The organism is Akkermansia massiliensis, from assembly GCF_023516715.1.
In the GTDB taxonomy this organism is placed as follows: Bacteria; Verrucomicrobiota; Verrucomicrobiia; order Verrucomicrobiales; family Akkermansiaceae; genus Akkermansia; species Akkermansia massiliensis.
Map to the genome: position 1 here is coordinate 347,400 of NZ_JAMGSI010000002.1, position 19,007 is coordinate 366,406.

The 19,007-nt window shown below is 59.4% G+C and carries 16 protein-coding genes; 6 read left to right on the plus strand and 10 right to left on the minus strand.

All coding sequences use genetic code 11. The features are described 5' to 3' along the window. Positions 1–170 precede the first annotated feature (170 nt). The 3 genes from M8N44_RS09205 to M8N44_RS09215 are packed head-to-tail and all read left to right on the plus strand — an operon-like array spanning position 171 to position 3,660. A complete protein-coding gene (locus M8N44_RS09205; RefSeq protein ID WP_102721140.1) occupies positions 171–872 on the plus strand; it encodes a succinate dehydrogenase cytochrome b subunit in 702 nt (233 codons plus the stop codon). Between the two features lie 21 nt (positions 873–893). Further along, on the plus strand, positions 894–2,852 hold the full coding sequence (locus M8N44_RS09210) for a fumarate reductase/succinate dehydrogenase flavoprotein subunit (protein WP_102721139.1): 1,959 nt from the start codon (positions 894–896) through the stop codon (positions 2,850–2,852). A 40-nt stretch (positions 2,853–2,892) separates the two neighbouring features. Next, positions 2,893–3,660, plus strand: coding sequence for a succinate dehydrogenase/fumarate reductase iron-sulfur subunit (locus M8N44_RS09215; RefSeq protein WP_102721138.1), 768 nt, complete (start codon positions 2,893–2,895; stop codon positions 3,658–3,660). 557 nt (positions 3,661–4,217) lie between these two features. On the opposite strand, the gene dtd is transcribed toward M8N44_RS09215, so the two are convergent. From dtd to M8N44_RS09245, 6 genes are all read right to left on the minus strand, one after another. Then, positions 4,218–4,670: a D-aminoacyl-tRNA deacylase gene (gene dtd / locus M8N44_RS09220; protein WP_102728607.1), complete on the minus strand. Its 453-nt coding sequence runs from the start codon at positions 4,668–4,670 to the stop codon at positions 4,218–4,220. Next, positions 4,667–5,428: a LysM peptidoglycan-binding domain-containing protein gene (locus tag M8N44_RS09225; protein ID WP_102721137.1), complete on the minus strand. Its 762-nt coding sequence runs from the start codon at positions 5,426–5,428 to the stop codon at positions 4,667–4,669. The genes dtd and M8N44_RS09225 overlap by 4 nt, the downstream gene beginning before the upstream one ends. Continuing rightward, positions 5,400–5,942 (minus strand): hypothetical protein, encoded by a 543-nt coding sequence (locus M8N44_RS09230; protein WP_022396892.1) that lies wholly within the window; start codon positions 5,940–5,942, stop codon positions 5,400–5,402. Before M8N44_RS09230 ends, M8N44_RS09225 begins: the two co-directional genes overlap by 29 nt. A 94-nt stretch (positions 5,943–6,036) precedes the next feature. Continuing rightward, positions 6,037–6,279 (minus strand): acyl carrier protein, encoded by a 243-nt coding sequence (locus tag M8N44_RS09235; protein ID WP_022396893.1) that lies wholly within the window; start codon positions 6,277–6,279, stop codon positions 6,037–6,039. Positions 6,280–6,412: 133 nt separating this feature from the next. Next, positions 6,413–7,141 carry a type III pantothenate kinase gene (locus M8N44_RS09240; RefSeq protein WP_022396894.1) on the minus strand — a complete coding sequence of 243 codons (729 nt, stop codon included), beginning with the start codon at positions 7,139–7,141 and terminating at the stop codon, positions 6,413–6,415. A gap of 5 nt (positions 7,142–7,146) precedes the next feature. Further along, positions 7,147–8,274 (minus strand): MGDG synthase family glycosyltransferase, encoded by a 1,128-nt coding sequence (locus M8N44_RS09245; protein WP_102728606.1) that lies wholly within the window; start codon positions 8,272–8,274, stop codon positions 7,147–7,149. Positions 8,275–8,596: 322 nt separating this feature from the next. Between M8N44_RS09245 and fmt the strand changes: the two genes are divergently transcribed. Together fmt and M8N44_RS09255 are read left to right on the plus strand one after the other, a co-directional pair. Further along, on the plus strand, positions 8,597–9,616 hold the full coding sequence (fmt, locus tag M8N44_RS09250) for a methionyl-tRNA formyltransferase (protein ID WP_240454377.1): 1,020 nt from the start codon (positions 8,597–8,599) through the stop codon (positions 9,614–9,616). Continuing rightward, complete coding sequence (locus M8N44_RS09255; RefSeq protein WP_022396897.1) at positions 9,617–11,623, plus strand: ATP-dependent helicase; 2,007 nt, start codon at positions 9,617–9,619, stop codon at positions 11,621–11,623. Between the two features lie 62 nt (positions 11,624–11,685). On the opposite strand, the gene M8N44_RS09260 is transcribed toward M8N44_RS09255, so the two are convergent. The 4 genes from M8N44_RS09260 to M8N44_RS09275 all read right to left on the minus strand — a co-directional run bounded on the left by M8N44_RS09260 (position 11,686) and on the right by M8N44_RS09275 (position 17,941). Continuing rightward, a complete protein-coding gene (locus M8N44_RS09260) occupies positions 11,686–12,405 on the minus strand; it encodes a PEP-CTERM sorting domain-containing protein (protein WP_022396898.1) in 720 nt (239 codons plus the stop codon). Between the two features lie 444 nt (positions 12,406–12,849). Then, positions 12,850–15,144 carry a sodium:solute symporter family transporter gene (locus tag M8N44_RS09265; protein ID WP_218957691.1) on the minus strand — a complete coding sequence of 765 codons (2,295 nt, stop codon included), beginning with the start codon at positions 15,142–15,144 and terminating at the stop codon, positions 12,850–12,852. A 12-nt stretch (positions 15,145–15,156) separates the two neighbouring features. Beyond that, positions 15,157–16,299 (minus strand): galactokinase, encoded by a 1,143-nt coding sequence (gene galK / locus M8N44_RS09270; RefSeq protein ID WP_180975215.1) that lies wholly within the window; start codon positions 16,297–16,299, stop codon positions 15,157–15,159. A gap of 265 nt (positions 16,300–16,564) precedes the next feature. Next, a complete protein-coding gene (locus M8N44_RS09275; protein WP_102728603.1) occupies positions 16,565–17,941 on the minus strand; it encodes a sugar transferase in 1,377 nt (458 codons plus the stop codon). Positions 17,942–18,341: 400 nt separating this feature from the next. Between M8N44_RS09275 and M8N44_RS09280 the strand changes: the two genes are divergently transcribed. Then, positions 18,342–19,007: an RNA-binding protein gene (locus M8N44_RS09280; protein ID WP_022396903.1), complete on the plus strand. Its 666-nt coding sequence runs from the start codon at positions 18,342–18,344 to the stop codon at positions 19,005–19,007.

Here is a 19,007-nt window from a genome sequence, read left to right on the forward strand (position 1 = left end):
CGTCAAGCCGGAACAGGTAACAAAATTATAACTATTCCAAACTAGTGAACTGCAACGTCTTTTCACGTCTTTTCAAAAATCCAAAAAGCGCCGGGAATTCAAGAAGAGGCTTGCCATCCGGGTTTGAACCGGGCATCCTGTGGAGACGCATTTATTTCATTAGAGCGCCTATGAATGCACTAGTAAAAACCATATGTACATTCGTGACATCCTCCATCGGCCGCAAAATCATTGTGGCTCTGACGGGGTTATGTTTGGTCTTGTTCCTCGCGGGACACCTGGCAGGCAACCTTCTTATCTTCGGAGGCCCTGAATGGATCAACACCTACGCCCACGGCCTGCACTCCATGCCGGAAGCAGCCCTCTGGGGCATCCGCGCGGGGCTTGCGGTGATCTTCATCATCCACATCTGGCTGACCATCCAGCTGAAGCTGGAAAACCACGCCGCCCGCGAACCCTACGTGTTCAAGAACACGATCAAGGCAACGCTCTCCTCCCGCTACATGATCTACACCGGCCTGACTATCCTGGTGTTCCTGATCTACCATCTGTACCAGTACACCCTGCGCGTGGGTTACGATCCCGCCCAGTACACCGCCTTCATTTCCGACGGCAAGGTGGAAACCTTTGACGTGTACAAGATGATCGTGGCCGGATTCTCCAACGTATGGTGCTCCGCCTTCTACATCCTGGCCATCCTGATGCTGTTCAGCCACCTGCGCCACGGCGTGCAGTCCATCTTCCAGACGGTGGGCGCTGATTCCCGCAAAATCCGGCCCTTCTACAACTTTGTCGCCATCGCCTACGGCGCAGTGATCTGCCTGGGCTTCATTTCCGTGCCGGTCTCGGTTCTTCTGGGTATCATCAAATAACCATCAACTCCTCTCAAAGTCATGATTAATTTTCCCGTAAGCGACTGGATGCCGGATGCCAAGATTCCTTCCGGCCCGATTCAGGACAAATGGTCCAAGTACAAGCTTGAGTCCAAACTGATCAACCCGAACAACAAGCGCAAGTACACCGTGCTCGTGGTAGGGTCCGGCCTGGCCGGCGCCTCCGCCGCCGCCACGCTTGCCGAGCTTGGCTACAACGTCAAGTGCTTCTGCTACCAGGACAGCCCCCGCCGCGCCCACTCCATTGCGGCCCAGGGCGGCATCAACGCGGCCAAGAACTACCAGAACGACGGCGACTCCGTCTACCGCCTGTTCTATGACACCGTGAAGGGCGGCGACTTCCGCGCCCGTGAAGCCAACGTCTACCGCCTGGCGGAAGTTTCCTCCAACATCATTGACCAGTGCGTGGCCCAGGGCGTTCCCTTCGGCCGTGAATACGGCGGCCTGCTGGACAACCGCTCCTTCGGCGGCGCCCAGCTCAAGCGCACCTTCTACGCACGCGGCCAGACGGGCCAGCAGCTCCTGCTGGGCGCCTACCAGGCCCTGGAAAAGGAAGTGGCCAAGGGACACATTGAAATGTTCTCCCGCCATGAAATGATGGACCTGGTGCTGGTGGACGGCGAAGCCAGGGGCATCGTCACCCGCAACCTGATCACCGGTGAAATCCAGTCCTACGCAGGGGACACCGTCCTGCTCTGCACGGGCGGCTACGGCAACGTCTTCTTCCTGTCCACCAACGCGATGGGCTGCAACGTCACCGCCGCCTACAAGGCCTACAAGCGCGGCGCCTTCTTCGCCAACCCCTGCTTCACGCAGATTCACCCCACCTGCATTCCGGTCAAGGGCGACTACCAGTCCAAGCTGACGCTGATGTCGGAATCCCTCCGCAACAGCGGCCGCATCTGGGTGCCCAAGTCCCGTGAAACCGCGGAAAAAATCCGCAAGAAGGAAATCAAGCCTTCCGACGTTCCCGAAGAAGAACGCGATTACTACCTGGAACGCAAGTACCCCTCCTTCGGCAACCTGGCTCCGCGCGACATCTCCTCCCGCGCCGCCAAGGAAGCCTGCGACGACGGCCGCGGCGTAGCCATCACCGGCAAGGGCGTCTTCCTGGACTTTGCGGATGAAATCAAGCGCATGGGCCGCGAATGGATTGACGGCCAGTACGGCAACCTGTTCGACATGTACGAGGAAATCACAGACGACGATCCCCATGAAACGCCCATGATGATCTATCCCGCCTCCCACTACACGATGGGCGGCCTGTGGGTGGACTACAACCTCATGTCCAACGTGAAGGGGCTGCACGTCCTCGGTGAAGCCAACTTCTCCGACCACGGCGCCAACCGCCTGGGCGCTTCCGCCCTGATGCAGGGCCTGTCCGACGGCTACTTCGTCATTCCCGCCACGCTGCCCGCCTACCTCACGACCATCAAGCCCGGCTCCGTCACCACCGCCTCCCCGGAATTCAAGGCCGCGGAAGACGAAGTGAAGGAACGCATCAACAAGCTCCTGAACGTGAAGGGCACCAAGACGGTGGACTCCTTCCACCGGGAACTGGGCCTCATCATGTGGGAAGACTGCGGCATGGCCCGTACGGAAGAAAGCCTCATGAACGCCATCGAACGCATTCCCCAGCTCCGCAAGGAATTCTGGGAAAACGTGCGTGTGACCGGAACGGCGGACGGCATCAATGCGGAACTGGAAAAAGCCTGCCGCGTGGCGGACTTCCTGGAATTCGCCCAGCTGCTCTGCTATGACGCCCTGAACCGCCAGGAATCCTGCGGCGCCCACTTCCGCGTGGAATACCAGCTGCCGGACGGCGAAGCCAAGCGCAACGACGAAGAATACGCCTACGTGGCCGCCTGGGAATACACCGGCGTGGACAGCCTGCCCATTCTTCACAAGGAACCGCTGACCTTCGAGAACGTGCACCTTGCCATCCGCAGCTACAAGTAAAGATAGCCAATACATTAACACTTAAAAGAAAGATTATAACATGGCTAAAACACTCAATCTCACTCTCAAGGTCTGGCGCCAGGAAAACCGGGAAGCCAAGGGCCGCATTGAGACCTATGCCGCCAAGGACATTCCGGTGGACGCCTCCTTCCTGGAAATGCTGGACATCGTCAATGAAGGCCTGGTCAAGGAAGGCAAGGAACCCATCCACTTTGACCACGACTGCCGGGAAGGCATCTGCGGCATGTGCTCCCTGACCATCAACGGCATTCCCCACGGCCCGGAACGCCAGGTAACCACCTGCCAGCTTCACATGCGCAAGTTCAAGGACGGCGATACCGTCTGGATCGAACCCTTCCGCGCGAAAGCCTTCCCGATCCTGCGGGACCTGATGGTGGACCGCTCCGCCCTGGACCGCATTATCGCCTCCGGCGGCTACATCGACGTGCGCACCGGCTCCGCGCCGAATGCCAACAACATCGCCGTGGAAAAAGTGAAGGCGGAAGCCGCCTTTGATGCCGCCGCCTGCATCGGCTGCGGCGCCTGCGTGGCCTCCTGCAAAAACGCCTCTGCCATGCTGTTCACGTCCGCCAAGATCGCCCACCTCAATCTGCTCCCGCAGGGCCAGCCGGAACGCACCAAGCGCGTCCTGGCCATGATGAAGCAGATGGAAGCGGAAGGCTTCGGCAACTGTACGAACCAGTATGAATGTGAAGCCGCCTGCCCGAAGGGCATCAGCGTGGACAACATTGCCCGCCTCAACCGCGACTTTATCGTGGCCAACACCAAGGAAGGCCTCGCCTACTAAGGCGGGCCCCCTTTTCAAAACGTTAATCAGAACTCCCGGCGGCGCTCGTGCCCGCCGGGAGTTTTTTATTGCTCCGGGAAACGCCGCAAACCTGCGCAACAGACAGAAACCGGGGCAAGTGAAGCATTCCCGCTTTCCGCAAGACGGCGCTGCAACCAACCATAAATGGACGGAAGAATAGGCCCTTAAATGGCTGAAAAGATCAGGAAGGGGAAAGAAAAGGGTGAAGTGTCCCCAATGGGACAAATGCCCCTTTCAATTATTCAAGACGGCCCCTTTCAGGCATTTATTTCTTCAATTGCCCCGTGGCCCTTCCATTCCGGAGCGGAAGCCTGTATTTTCAAGCTTCCTCAACCAATTTCAACCCTTTTCAAGTATTCATGGCTGGTCACAGCGCGCCTTATACGCGCCAAACGCAAAAGCGGTACGGCTTCCCTTTATTGGCCCTGTCACTTCCGAATGGAGGCAGTCCCCATTCCGCAAGGCCGCTCCACTCTCCACTCTCCACTCTCCACTCTCCACTCTCCACTCTCCACTCTCCACTCTCACCCCTCCCGTCACTCCCTGTTACGGGAATCCATGAAAATGGTCACCGGACCGTCGTTGACCAGGGAAACCTGCATATCCGCGCCGAATTCGCCGCTTTCCACCCTGCCTTCCAGCAAGGACGCCAGTTCCCTCTTGAACAGTTCATACAGGGGAACGGCCTGCTCCGGCCTTGCGGCGCGGATGAAGGAGGGCCTGTTGCCCTTCCTGGTGGAGGCGTGCAGCGTAAACTGGCTCACCACCAGGGCACTCCCCCCCATTTCCTTCACGGAAAGATTCATCTTCCCCTCCGCATCGGAAAAAATACGCATGTCCGCCGCCTTTTTGGCAAGCCAGCGCACATCCTCTTCCGTATCCGCCTCTTCAATGCCCGCCAGAATCATCAGTCCCGGACCCGTGCTTCCCGCACAGACGCCGCCGATGTGCACGGCAGCCTCCGTGACGCGTTGAATGACCAGCCTCACTGCGCCGCTCCCTTCTCCCTCAGAATGGTCACCTTCGTGCCCGCACGGGTCAGCATGGCCAGCTCATTGCAGTCCTGCCGGCTCAAATAAAAGCCCGGTGAACGGGGAGCTCCGCGGGAAACGTCAATGACATAGCCCCCCGCCGCCAGCACCAGCGTTTTGTCCGCAGAGGGAAACTGCTTGCTGTAAATGGAAACAGGGGCCTGCTCGTCCTTGACGGACGTCTCCAAATTCTTTTTTCCTCCGTCCTTCATGGAGAGAATGGGATAGCCCTTCACAAAATTCGTCCCGTCGTACAGGCAGACTTCCTTCTCCGGCACGTTCACCACTACATGAAAATCCAGGGGACGGTACTTGAGCACATCCCCCGCATGCAGAACGGGAATGTCCATCAGGCCGTTGAGGTGCATCACCATGGCCTGGGAGCAGTCCAGCTTCCTGACCATGCGTATCCAGGAATCCCCTCTCCGTACGGTGTATTTCTTCACATCCGGCCCGTTGGGGTCCAGCAATTGCCGGATGCGCAGGCTGCCGATGAGATCCTTCGCTTCCCTCCCCACCACGCCGCCCTGCTCCACCAGGGGCTGCAACAGCTCCAGAGCCTGCGGCAGGCTCCCCCGGTCCATCAGGCGCCGGGCTTCCGCCAGGGCTTCCGGACGGCGCGGCCAGAGGGAATAGTTCTCCCCGTCCGCAAAAACTCCCTGGGCGCAGCAGGCCGCCGCCAGAAGGCTAAAGAAGACCCTTGCGCTTGAAGTCAAAGATATTGATCTCATGGGATTTTTGTATCATTTCCACGGTGAATTTCAAGAGGGAGACCTCCCATGCGTCATCCACCCCTTCAATGAGGGCCATGAACGTATCCTCTCCGTTGCGCACCTGGTCCAGCAGACGGCCGCGCACGGCATCAAGGGGTTCATGCAGAATTTCCTCATTCACTTCCGACCTCTTGAACCTGAAGCCGTATTCCAGCAGCGTCAAAAAGCCCGGTCCGTTCTTGGAAAGCCAGTCAAAGAAGCGCTTGGCCTCTCCGGAAAAGCCCTCCGTACTGACTTCATTGTAAACGGAAGGGCGTATGATCTTCGGCTTTTCCGCCTCCACCCAGCCGCTGCGCACGCGCACCACGCCCGCTTCATCCATCAGCTCGCTGAGGAGAAGGAAATTGAACCTGGTATCGCCAAAGGTATCAATGCGGCGGTCCGGTTCATAAACCACCCGGGTCATTTCCGCCGCATAGCGGATATCGTCACGGGAGAAGGAGGGCAGATCACTCATGGAAGAAGAAGCCGGGAGCTTTCCATGAAAAAGCGGCTTCCTTGCCTTGGACAGGGAAGCCGCTTTTGTAATAAAGGATTTTTAGCAGTTCAACTTAACCCTGAACCTTTTCGATGTAAGCAACGACATCGGCAACGGACTGAAGCTTTTCAGCTTCTTCGTCGGGTACTTCGATGTCAAAGTTTTCTTCGAAAGCCATCACGAGTTCAACGGTATCCAGCGAATCAGCACCGAGATCCTCGATGAATTTCGCATCAGCAGTCACTTTATCGGATTCAACGCCAAGTTGCTCAACGATGATACTTCTTACTTTTTCTTCGATGCTGTTGTCAGACATGATATTTATTGTTAAGGTTCATGGATACTACATGGGGTATACGCAATTTGCAACACCTATTTATGAGTTTTTACGTGTCATCCGGCCCCCTCGCCGGAAGTAACAAGCTCCCGGCCAGGCCGTTGCCCGTTCTTCAAAGATTAAGCACGGCAGCTATCCGCAAACCGTTCAGCGTAATATCCGGGTCCACATGGTCGATGCGCTCCACGCCCCTGGCGATCAGCGCGGCGTCCCCGCCCGTAGCCACCACGGCCGGGCGCGTGCCCAGCTCCTCCTCCAGCCGGGCCAGGATTTCCTTCACCAGCCCCCGGTAGCCGTACACGGCGCCGGACTGCATGGCCTCCACCGTGCTGGTTCCAATGGCATGGGCGGGCTCCTGCGGGTCGATGGCGGGAAGAAGGGCGGTATTGCGCTCCAGGTAATCCCCCATGCTGGCAAGCCCTGGAGCAATGACGCCGCCCAGATAGGTGCATTGGGGGCCGATCACGTCAAAGGTCACCGCAGTGCCGAAGTCCACCACGACGCACGGGCAGCCGTAATAGGCCGCGGCGCCCACGGCGTTCGCCAGCCTGTCGGCTCCTATCTGGCGCGGGTGGGGGTAGTCGATGCCCACGCCCAGCCGGGAATCGCAGGAAAGGAAATGGCACGGCTTGCCTATCCAGTTTTTCAGCACCTCCCCCACGCGCGGCACTACGGAGCACACCACGGCGGCATCGTAATGGACGCCGGCCAGCACTTCATCCAGCCGTTCCTCGCTCACCTCCCGGGTGGGAATCATGTACCGTTCCGGCAGCAGGGCGTCCGGCGTGGAAAGCACGAACTTGGTGCGCGTATTGGAATTGTCGATCAGCAGATAAGTCACGGAAATCAGTTAGTACGTTCCTCCGCCAGTTTCAAGACCAAATCCGCTATCTTGCCGCTTCCCCCGGTCATCTCCGCCTTCACCAAATTTTCATGCATGCGCCTCCACGGCGCACCGCCTTCCTCAACCATCTCCCGCAAGGCGGCAGCCAGGGCACGGGCGTCCGGCACATGGCGGCCGCCGCCCAGTTTTTCCAGCAGGCGGGCGTTGCCCTCCTCCTGGCCCGGAAGAAGAAAGTTTACCAGCATGGGCCGTGCAGACGCCAGCACCTCGTGCACGGTGGCCCCTCCCGCTTTCCCAACCACCACATGGCTGGCGGCGAGATAGAAGGGCACGCGGCGCGTCCAGCCGCGCACGGCCAGCCTATGCCCGTATCTGGCGCGCAAATCCCGGATATGGGGGTAAATGCGCCTGAACCGGCGGCCCAGGATGCAGGTGACGCGTATGGAGGGGTCCGCCTCCAGCATGGCCTCCAGCTCCGCGCGCGCATGCCGTGCGGAACGCTGGGCAAAATAAAGCACCCGGAACGGCTCGCCCGCCTTCCAGGAAACGGGGCGCTCCCGCGCCAGCGCCCCCAGGCCGGGATTGACGGGGAATCCCGTGACGCGCACCCTGTCCGGAGGAAGCCCCTTCTCCACCATGATTTCCCGCGTCCAGGGGTCCGTCACGGCCCACAGGGGGGACTCCGAACACAGCCAGGACTTATTGATGACGAAGGAATCCGTCACAACGGTCAAGTACGGCACCGCGTTCCCCGTGCGGGCCGCCAGGGAATCCAGCATGTAGGGATACACCATGTACGTGCAGACCACGGCGTCCGGCTTCCAATCCCGCAGCAGCCGTTCCAGAAAACGCTCCACGGGAGCGAGCCCCTTGACGGGTTTTTCCGCCAGGTTGCGCTTGTCGCTCACCTCGTACATCAGCTTCCAGAGGCGGGGCAGGCGGGAAATAATCCACAGGTAGGCGGCGCGCGTCAGGCGGAACATCCGGGGCATCGCCTCCGCGCACAGGTCCGTCACGCGGACTTCCGCGCGCCCTGCGAGGGCATCCCGCACACCCCTGGCGGCGGAATTGTGCCCTTCCCCGTATCCCGCAGTCACGATCAGAATTCGCGGCAGCCTTCTCTTCTCCATGGGACAGGATATACCAGTATTCCAGTCAATCGGAAAGAACTTCTTGCAGGAAGACGGGCACGCCCGCAGAGCTTCTTCCGGCAGATCCGGCGCAGCGCCTGCCTTGACGGCAGGGGCCGGAAGAGCCTTGTTCCCGGCGGGGCAGCCAGCGGGAAACACGGAAAAACACCTTCCCGCGGACTGCGTGAAAACGCCCTGCCGGGAATGAAGGCCTCCCGGCCTTCATCATTGGATCCAATCCGGAATGAATCGAAGAGGTTTTGTCTGCAAGGGCCGAAAGGCCCCTGCGGCCCGCGGACGGAAAAGGACCGCAAAACAGCATTTGCACACCATTATTCCCCTCCCGAATCCGGATTTAACATTGACCTGCGCAGGCCGTCAGGGCAAGCTTTCAGCCATGCGCATCGTCTTCATGGGCACAGGCGACATTGCCATTCCCGCCTTCCGCAGCCTGGTCCGTAACTCGGACCTGGTAGGCCTGGTCACGCAGCCTGACCGCCCCGTCGGCAGGCACCAGGTGCTTACGGCTCCCGCTATCAAGAACATTGCCAGAGAAGCGGGCATTCCCGTGCTCCAGCCGCACTCCCTGCGGACTCCGGATGCGCTGATCAACCTTAAAAGGCTGAATCCGGACCTGATCGCGGTCATGGCGTACGGGCAGATTCTGAGCCAGGAAGTGATTGACATGGCGCCCATGGGCTGCATCAACGCCCATGCCTCCCTGCTGCCGCGCCACCGCGGAGCGGCCTGCATCCAGTCCGCCATCAAGTCCGGCGATTCCGAGACGGGAATCACCATCATGCACATCGTCAAAAAGCTGGACGCCGGGGACATCATCGCCCAGATCAGCACCCCGCTGGAAGGCACGGAAACCGGCGGCTCCCTGCACGACAAGCTGGCCCAGATGACGCCGGACGTATTGCTCCCAGCCATCCACGCCATTGAAAAGGGAACCGCCACACGCGTCCCTCAGAAGGAATTCCTGGCGACGTACGCTCCCAAGCTCCTGCGTGCGGACGGAAAGATTGACTGGACGCGCCCCGCAGAGGAAATCGGACGCATGATCCGGGCGTATGACCCGTGGCCCGGCACCTTCACCAATTACTGGAACCGCAAGAAGCGTATCCGCAACATGAAAATCTTCCCCGGCTTCTCCATCGTTCCGGAGGCGGAAGGGAAACCGGGCCAGGTGCTTTCCGCCGGAGAACAGGGGCTGCTGATCGCCTGCGGAAGCGGCGGCCTGCTGGTGACGAACGTCCAGCTTGAAGGAAGTACGCGCATGAACATCTCCCAGCTCATCGCCGGCCACCCGAATTTGAAAGACATCCATTTTGACGTGTAAATGGCCAAGTCCTTTTCCATGGAGAGCCTGAACGCGGCCCAGAGGAAGGCCGTACAGACCCTGCAGGGGCCCGTGCTGATCCTGGCCGGGGCCGGAACGGGCAAGACGCGCACCGTCACCTGCCGCATCGCCCACATGGTGGACCGCGGCATCAGCCCCAAAAGCATCCTGGCCGTGACGTTCACGAACAAGGCCGCCCTGGAAATGAGGGAGCGCGTAGGCCAGATGGTGGAACGGAAGGCGGCCCGCCAGATCATGGTGAGCACCTTCCACTCCCTCTGCGTGCGCATCCTGCGGGAGGACATAGGCCGGCTGGGGTACAAGACCAATTTCACCATTTACAGCGGTTCCGAGCAGAGCGGACTGATCCGGCGCCTGATCGTACGCCACGGCGGCATCACGGAAAAAATCACCCCCAAGGACGTGCTGTCCGCCATGAGCCGGATGAAGAATAGCGGCCTGGGCCTGGATTCCATTGAAGACAACCTGACGGCCAACATCGCCGCCTCCTACCAGCGGGAGCTTCAGGCGCAGAATTCCGTGGATTTTGACGACCTGCTGATTCTGGCGGACAAGCTGCTGAAGGAGCACCGGGACGTCAGGGAGGCGTGGCAGCAGCGCTTCCGCTATATCACCGTGGATGAGTTCCAGGATACCAACAGCCTCCAGATGAGCCTGCTGGGACACTTGGTGGGTCCCGCGCACAACGTCTGCGTGGTGGGCGACGACGACCAGTCCATCTACGGCTGGCGCGGCGCCCAGATCAGCAACATCCTGGAGTTCGAACGCTTTTTCCCGAACCCCGCCGTCATCAAGCTGGAGGAGAATTACCGCTGCACCGCCCCCATCCTGGACGCGGCCAACGCCCTGATCCGCCACAACCTGGGCCGGAGGGACAAGACGCTGCGCGCCCACAAGGGCGGCGGAGAAGCAGTGAGGCTGATTTCCATGCCCGGAGACGCGGAGGAAGCGGAGTTCATCATCACGGACATTGAAAACGTCCGCAGGCAGGAGGAGCGCCCCTGGGAGGATTTCGCCATCCTGTTCCGGGCCAACACCCAGAGCCGCATTATTGAACAGACGCTCCGGGAGCACAAGATTCCCTACCGCATGGTGGGGGCGCAGAGCTTCTTTGACCGCAAGGAGGTGAAGGACCTCATTTCCTACCTGGCGACCATTGAAAACCCGCAGGCTGACGAATACCTGCTGCGCATCCTCAATACGCCCCCGCGCGGCATCAGCGAGCTGACCAGTCACCTGGCCATCGACTGGAGCCGGGAACACGGCAACAGCGTATGGGCCGCCCTGCAGGACGACGAATTCCTGGCCACACTCTCCACCCGCGCCCGCAACAGCGTGCTGGAGTTCAACGACCTGATTGCCAGATACATCGACCTTTTCCAGGATAAGGAGACCGATTTTGGAGACGCCCTGGAACAGCTCATTGAAGAAACCGGATTCAGCGAGTACGTCACGCGCCTGTGCAAGACGGAGGCAGAAATCCAGAAGCGGCTGGTATCCATCGGGGACGTGAAAGCCTCCCTCCGCAACTTCTGGCAGCCCGGAAAAACCCTCCGGGACTATCTGGCCCAGGTCACTCTGGACAAGGAGGACAATGACGACGACGTGGAGAACAAGCCCGGCGTGTGCCTGATTACCATGCACGCCGCCAAGGGGCTGGAATTCCCGGTGGTGTACCTCGTGGGACTGGAAGAAGGCATCCTGCCCCACAAGCGTTCCCTGGAAGACGGCAACTGTGACGAAGAACGCCGCCTGCTTTACGTGGGCATCACGCGCGCCCAGGAAAAACTCATGCTGACCTATTGCGCCACGCGCCTGCGCTACGGGGACCGCATGCCCTGCCAGCGTTCCTCTTTCCTGAGTGAAATTCCTCCCCACCTGATGGATTATTCCAAATGGGAGGATCTCATGAATGCGGAAGCGACGGAAGAGGAGTCCGGAAACTTTTTCGACTCCCTCCGCAGCATGCTTCTGGAAGATGAATAAAAGGCAGCCGGGTGCTTCACCGGCTGCCTTTAAACCATGAGTTATTTTTTACCGGGACAGGTTTAGCGGGAACGGCGGCGGCGCATCAGCAGGGCCGCCAGTCCAAAAAGGCTGAGGGAAGCCGTGGCCGGTTCCGGAACAGCCAGGCTCGGCATTCCGTCCCTGACTGCCAGGGCGGACATTCCGTAGTCGCCGGCCAGGGAAAGCAGGCTGTCGGAGAAGTCCATCGTGACCGAAGAGCTGGGATTGAAAGAAGAATTGGTTTCAAACTGCCAGGTCAGCATGAACGTACCGCTGGAAAGCAGGGTAGCCAGGCTACCGCCGCTGATGTGAAGCAGATCCACTACCTGCCCGTTGGAGCCGGCCAGATAGATATTCTTGACGTTGATACCAGTACCGGTCAGGTTCACGGGGCTGTTCGTTCCCCACGTGGCCACATTTGCCAAGCCGCTTATGGTGAACACGGAAGACATCGTATAGGAACTATTGGCCTGAAATCCGGTGACGCTAACGTCACCGGGGGCGACGAGGCCTCCCACCCCAAGAACCAGGGTCTCATTCCACCCGCGGGTGGTCTTGGCGGCATCCAGGTCATAGCCGTAAGCCTGCTTCCACATGTTCAGGCCGCCGGTCCCGATCGTGTGCGTACCGTACATGTTGCTGTTGGTAGCCTGCACTCCTCCGAGCAGACCGCCGGAGATGTTATACGTAACCTGAATCGCGGACGCCGTACCGTCCGTAGCTTTCATGGAATTGCCGGTCGTGCGGTTGCCACTTGTCATTGTACCGCTTGCCAAATTCCACGGAGCGGAATAGGTGTTCGAACTTTCGCCGAACGAAACCATTGTCGTTTTCCCCCATCCCGGTGCGGAGCACAGGAGAGCAAGGAGCGACATTATACATAAACGCATTTTCATATCATCAACAGAGATGGAGTTTTTCCGTTTGCTTATATCCTGTTGACGTCTTTCCTTTGATTGACGATCAACAAGGGATTTGACTCGAACCCGCCTCCCAGGTTCACACGATAGATGAAAAAAAAGTCCCATTTTTTCAATTTCACACGCAATTCGTTTAGATACAACAAGAAAGCATTTGTCATCCGTTTTGACATCCTTTTCCGCTCCAAGGGCTTCAGGGCAGGTTCATCCTCCTTTCCGGGCACAAAAAATCCCCCCGGCCTGGACCGGAGGGATTGAAAAACACAGGCTTAACGCCCCTGTCCGTCACCAGAAGATGATGTACAGGGCAACCGTCGCGGCAATCACGAACCAGCCGAATATCTTGGCGCGTGAAGAGGACTGGAGGGCCACCACGCCTCTATCGGGCAGCACGATGGACTGTCCGCCGCGGGCGACGTTCACTGCCGTGAAGATGAAGCCGATGATCACCACCGTAATAAAGCACACGGCCATGCGGTTCAGGAAGGCCATTTCCGGCTGCCATATCTTCAAGGCTCCGTACAGGAGGGCATTGATGACAATACCCAGCCAGCCGAAGATGCGCGGGCACTTGGGCACGAAGAAGCCGAAGAGGAACACGCACAGGGCACCAGGACTCAGGAAGCCCTGGAATTCCTGGATGAAGTTGAAGATTCCTCCGAAAGCAGGGCTGTCCAGGAACGGCGCAATGCACAGCGCAATCACGGCGCACACCAGCAGGCCGATCTTGCCAACAGTAACAAGCTCCGTGGGCTTCGCGTTCCTGCGAAGCTTGTTGTAAATGTCCATCGTAAAGATGGTGGAGGCGGAGTTCAGCATGGACGCCAGGGAAGACACCACCGCGCCGAAGAGTGCGGCAAGCACAAACCACGTCCAGCCCGTGCCGGGCAGCAGCTTCCTGATCAGCGTGCCGAAGGCGGAGTCATAGTCAAAGCCCACCAGGGTATCCGTCAGATAATAGTTGTCCGAGTTGTCTACGGCCGGCTTGATGATCTTGCTGTTAAGCGAGGCGATCTTTTCCACGAACGGAGCGCGTTCCGCCAGAGTAGTCTGGTCATTGGCGGCATCCGCCTTCAGATCGGCGCAGGCCTGTTTCAATTCGGCCATGACCTCGCCGCCAACCTTCATCACCTCCGCGTTATGCAGGGCGTGGGCGCAGCCTTCTTCCACGTTTTCCACCAGGAAGCTGTCCGTAAGCTTGTAGATGACGGGACGGCCCTGGACCTTGGCGGGGTCTTCCGCGTTGCGGATTTCCGCCGCGTACTTCACTTCGGCCTGTTCCTTCAGGTCATTGCGGTACAGGTTGTAGGCCAGAATGCCAGGCACTACCACCACAAACGGAATGATGAGCTTGAGGAACGCGGCGAACACGATGCCCATCTGGCCTTCCGCCAGGGACTTGGAAGCCAGCGTACGCTGCATGATGTACTGGTTCAGGCCCCAGTAGAAGAAGTTGGGAATCCAGAGACCCAGGCAAAGGGCCGTCCACGGGATTTCCGCATCGTCAGCAGGGCGGATCATGTGGAGCTTGCCGCCCACGGTATTCACGCCGCTGGCCGCATCGCCGGAGTTGAGTTCAAAGAAGCGCGTCACCCCGTGCCAGAGGCTGTCCGAGGGATTTCCCAGGGAAGCGACCGTTGCGCCGGAATTGGCGGCGGCAGACTGCACCAGATGGTTCGGGTCCGCACCGCTCAGCGCCATCAGGGCAAAATATGCCACCACGCCGCCGCCTACAATCAGGGCGGCGCCCCAGAACAGGTCCGTCCAGGCGCAGGCTTTCAAACCGCCCACGAACACGTATACCGTAGCACAGAAGGCAATGATGATGCAGCCCACGGTGATGTTGCCGAAGTCAATGCCCATGGCAGTGTACCCCGTAAAGAACACGGAGATAACCTTGGCGCCGGCGTAAATCACGCCCGCAGTCGGCACGCCCACCAGAATCAGCAGCGTAGCAATGGCCATCAGGGAACGCGCCAGCGTATTATAGCGGTATTCCAGGAATTCGGGAATGGTGTATACACCGCCCTTCAGCAGCTTGGGAAGGAAGCAGAAGGCCACGACTACCAGCGTGATGGCGGCCAGCCATTCATACCCGGCGATCGCCATGCCAACCCAGTTGGCGGCCTTGCCGGACATCCCCACAAACTGTTCCGTGGAAATGTTGGCGGCGATCAGGGAGAAACCCACCAGCCACCAGGTCAGGCCGCGGCCGGCCAGGAAGTAGTCTGAAGCGCCTTTGGTCTTCTTTTCTTCCTCCGTTTCCTCAGGATCACGGCTTTTCCAGATGCCCAGGGCGATTACGCCCACCACAACCACACAGAACAGGATGACTTCCGTTATGGAAAGGGGGGCTGTCTTGGGTTCAGCGGAGGCTTCCGGAGCTGCCTGGGAGGCAACGGCGGCGGAGGCCGCCGGCTGAAGTTCCGCAGCCGGCTGTGCTTCCGCAGCGGGGGTCACGGCCGGAGCGGCCAGGGCGGGCTGCGCATCAGCCGCCGGTGCGGGCACGGAGCCCTCCTGGGCGGAAACGCCCCACGTCATCAGGGCCAGAGCCCCGAATATGGTTGCTAGTGTTCTCATAATCAGTATGGATTAAGCTTGGTACAGGACACGGGCGCCTTCTCCGGCACAGGTCACAAGGTAAGTGGTTTCAATGCCCGTTTCCTGGCAGTAGCCGTCCAGAAGCTCGCGGGCCACCTTGTCCACGTCTTCCGTCTTCACCAGGGCCACGATGCACCCGCCGAAGCCGCCGCCCGTCATGCGCGCGCCGTAAATGGAGGATGCGGAAGGAATGCGGTCGCAGAGGGAAACCAGGGTATCCACTTCCGCGCAGGAAACTTCATAATCGTCACGCAGGGAGGCGTGGCTGCCGCGCATGGCTACGCCGGCTTCATCCCAGTCGCCGCGGGCAAGGGCGTTCGCAAAGGCGTTTACGCGGGCGTTTTCACCAATGACGTGGCGGGCGCGGCGGTAGCGCACGTCGCCAAGCTGTTCCTTGAAGGATTCCAGCAGCTCCAGCGTGGCTTCCCGCAGGGAGGGCACGCCCATGATGGCGGAGGCTTCCTCGCACTGCTTGCGGCGCTGGCCGTAGGCTCCGTCCGCCAGGGAGTGTTTCACGGCGCTGTCCAGCACCAGCACGGAGACGGACTCGTTGTTCATCGGCACCAGTTCATATTCCAGCGTGGCGCAGTCCAGCTTGAGGGCCATGCCCTTCTTTCCGTTGGCGGAAATAAACTGGTCCATGATGCCGCAGGGAACGTTCACGAATTCATGTTCCACGGCCTGGCCGATCAAGGCCACTTCCTTGGGATCAATTTCAACCCCGGCGAAAGCGGCAAGCGCCGTGCAGACGGAAACTTCAAGAGCGGCGCTGGAGGAAAGGCCGCCGCCGCGGGGCACGTTGCTGTCAATCAGCATGTCCACCGGACCGATTTCTACGCCGCGCCTGTGCAGGTTGGCCAGAACGCCGCGGACGTAGTTGGACCAGAACGGATCGCCGGGAACCAGGGCGTCCTCCACCGCAATTTCATGGATCTGGTCGCCCAGGGAGCCGCAGAAGCGGTGCTTGCCCACGGGGGAGGGAGCCACAGCCACAACACAGTGGTTATCAAGAGCCATGGGCATCACAAAGCCATTATTATAATCCGTGTGCTCACCGATGAGGTTCACACGCCCCGGCGCCGCAGCCACGTGAGTCGGCTCCTGACCGAAATACTCGATGAAATACGGAGTCACCGTTTCTTTAGAGATTTCTCGCTGAACTAAATCCATAGTGGGCTGATTCTGCCCCATCCCTTTCCGCACCTCAAGGTTAAAGTCTCCGCCCCGCAACAATTTTCTTCATTTTCAACCAAATATTCCAAGCACCCGTTGCCAGCCGCCCGCATTCCTTTCAAAAACGGGCCTGCACCGGCCGGCCACGAGGCGCCAGCCCCTCCAAATCCCGTTGCAAACGACGGCCTCCGGCCTGCATTTCAGGGATGCGGGGAAAGGCGGAGCGTCACTTCGCCCCGCGGGCGAACAGTACCGCCGGGACAGTTTTCAGGAGCAGTTTGACATCCAGCCACAGGGACCAGTTGTCAATGTACTCCATGTCCAGCTCCACCAGTTTTTCAAATTCCCGGATGTTGCTGCGCCCGGCTATCTGCCAGTACCCCGTCACCCCGGGCAAAACGCTCAGCCTGCGGCGGTGGGCGTCACTGGTAAAGGCCTCCGTCTCATAAACAGGGAGCGGCCGCGGCCCCACCAGGCTCATTTCCCCTTTCAGCACGTTGATGAGCTGGGGAAGTTCGTCTATGCTGAATTTGCGCAGGAAGCGGCCGAAGGGGAAGATGCGAGGGTCATGCTCCAGCTTGAAGATGGGGCCGTTCATGTCGTTGCCGTAACTGGCCTTCACCTCATCCAGCCTCTTGTCCGCATCCCGGTACATGGTGCGGAATTTCCACATGCCGAATTCCCGGCCATACAGGCCGGAACGCTTCTGGCGGTAGAAGACGGGACCGCGGTCAGACAGCTTGATGCCTACGGCCGCCAGCACCCACAGGGGGAACGTGCCCACCAGAAGCAGGAGCGCGCCCACCCAGTCCAGTATCTTTTTCAACTGCCAGGAGGTGGTGTAGGGAATGGGGGTGGACTTGTACACCAGCATTCTGGTTCCTCCCAGCACGCCAAAATAGGTTTTATGCACGTCGGGCATGCTCACTACCATGCTCGCGTAAAAATCCACTCCCATCTTGCCGCACAGCTCCACCAGGCACCGCGCCACGGCGGAGTCCACCTCCTCCGGAAGAAACACCACCTTGCTGATGCAGCCCTTGATCAGCAAATTCCTGACTTCCGCGCGGTCCACCTCTTCCGGAGCCATCACCAGCAGTTCATCCTTGAAGTCCACATGGTCGCTTTCCAGCATCTTGCGGAACTCCTTCACATGGTCCGGAATGCCCACCACCAGCGTGGGGGCCTCCTCCACCAGCCTCTTTTCCGCCCGGAACCGGCTGATGCGCAGCCAGAGGGCGCCCAGGAACGTGAGCAGATAGGCCAGGGTCTGGACAATAATGTTCGCGGAAAAGGGAACAAAGTACTTCCACGTCACTATGCTCAACACCACAAAACAGGCGTACGCCATGACAAACCGCCGGATGCTTCCGCCCAGCGTCATGCACCGGTAGTAAACGCCCAGCTGGTCACAGCAGACATACAGCAGCAGGGACATCGTCAGCGGCGTCAGCACCAGCGTGCGCAGCCGCCACGGTTCCGGAGCCACCCCCATCCATTGCCACGAAACGAACCCGACAACGAAGAAGATGACGAATGCGAGGATGGAAACGACAATTTTATTGATCCCGTAGGTAGTACGGTCTGCATTTTGAATCAGCATCGAGAGAGTGTAAGTTAGTCGGCACTTAAAGTGCGCTGTCCCGGTCTTTTTGTCAAGTTGCATGCTCACCCTGCCGCTTTCCGCCCGGAATAATGCGCCCTTCCGGACGGTCTTCCTGTCTCCGGACGGGCGGAAAGCCCAAAATGACGGTATACCGGCTTGCAAGAATCCGGCTCCCTGTGCATTGGTATACGCGTCAATCGACCGGACTGGTACCGCACCTAGCCTGATCGCCCCCCTATCAGACCACGCATGGACCGTTGATCGGGGCACGGGGCATCCTTACTCCTGGCTTTTCTCATGGTAGCGGAACGTCCCGGCGATTTTCCGGATGGAACTTACTGCGTACAGCGATAAATCCGGCATGACACCAACATAATCATCAACTTAGAATATAAGTATGTCACAGCACAACACACAGGGAAGACAGGGCCAGGGAGCCCGTCGCCGCTATAACAAGGGCGGACGCTCCTATGGCAATGACCGCCGGGATTCCAGCGGCTACCGTCCCAAGTATAAAAAAGAAGCACCTGCCAAACTCTCCTTGTGGCAGCGTTTCCTGGGCCTCTTCGGCATCCGCCCGGCCAAGAACAACAAACCCGCCGCCAGGGATAAAGCCGCCGCCAAAACCAATACCCGCGTGGCCCGCAACAGGCAGGAGCGCGTTTCCGCTCCCAAGCAGCCCGTCTCCAACCGCAGGCTTTACGTGGGCAACCTTTCCTATGAAGCGACGGAAAGCGACCTTGAAGACGTATTCAAGGGCATCGGGGAAGTCAGCTCCGTGGAAATCATTTACAACCCCCGCACCCACAAGTCCAAGGGCTATGCCTTTGTGGAAATGAAGAAGATGGAAGATGCCGTCCGTTCCGTGGACATCCTCCACAACCAGCCCTTCATGGGCAGGAACCTGCTGGTCAGCGGCGCCAATGAACGCCAGGAACAGTCCCGGCAGCCCCGCGAAACCCGCGAGCCCCAGGAAGAACAAGTTTCCATGGAGGAAGTGAAGGAAACCTCCACTCCCCTGCTCCAGCCGGAAGCTTCCGCTCCCCAGGCCCAGGAACAATAA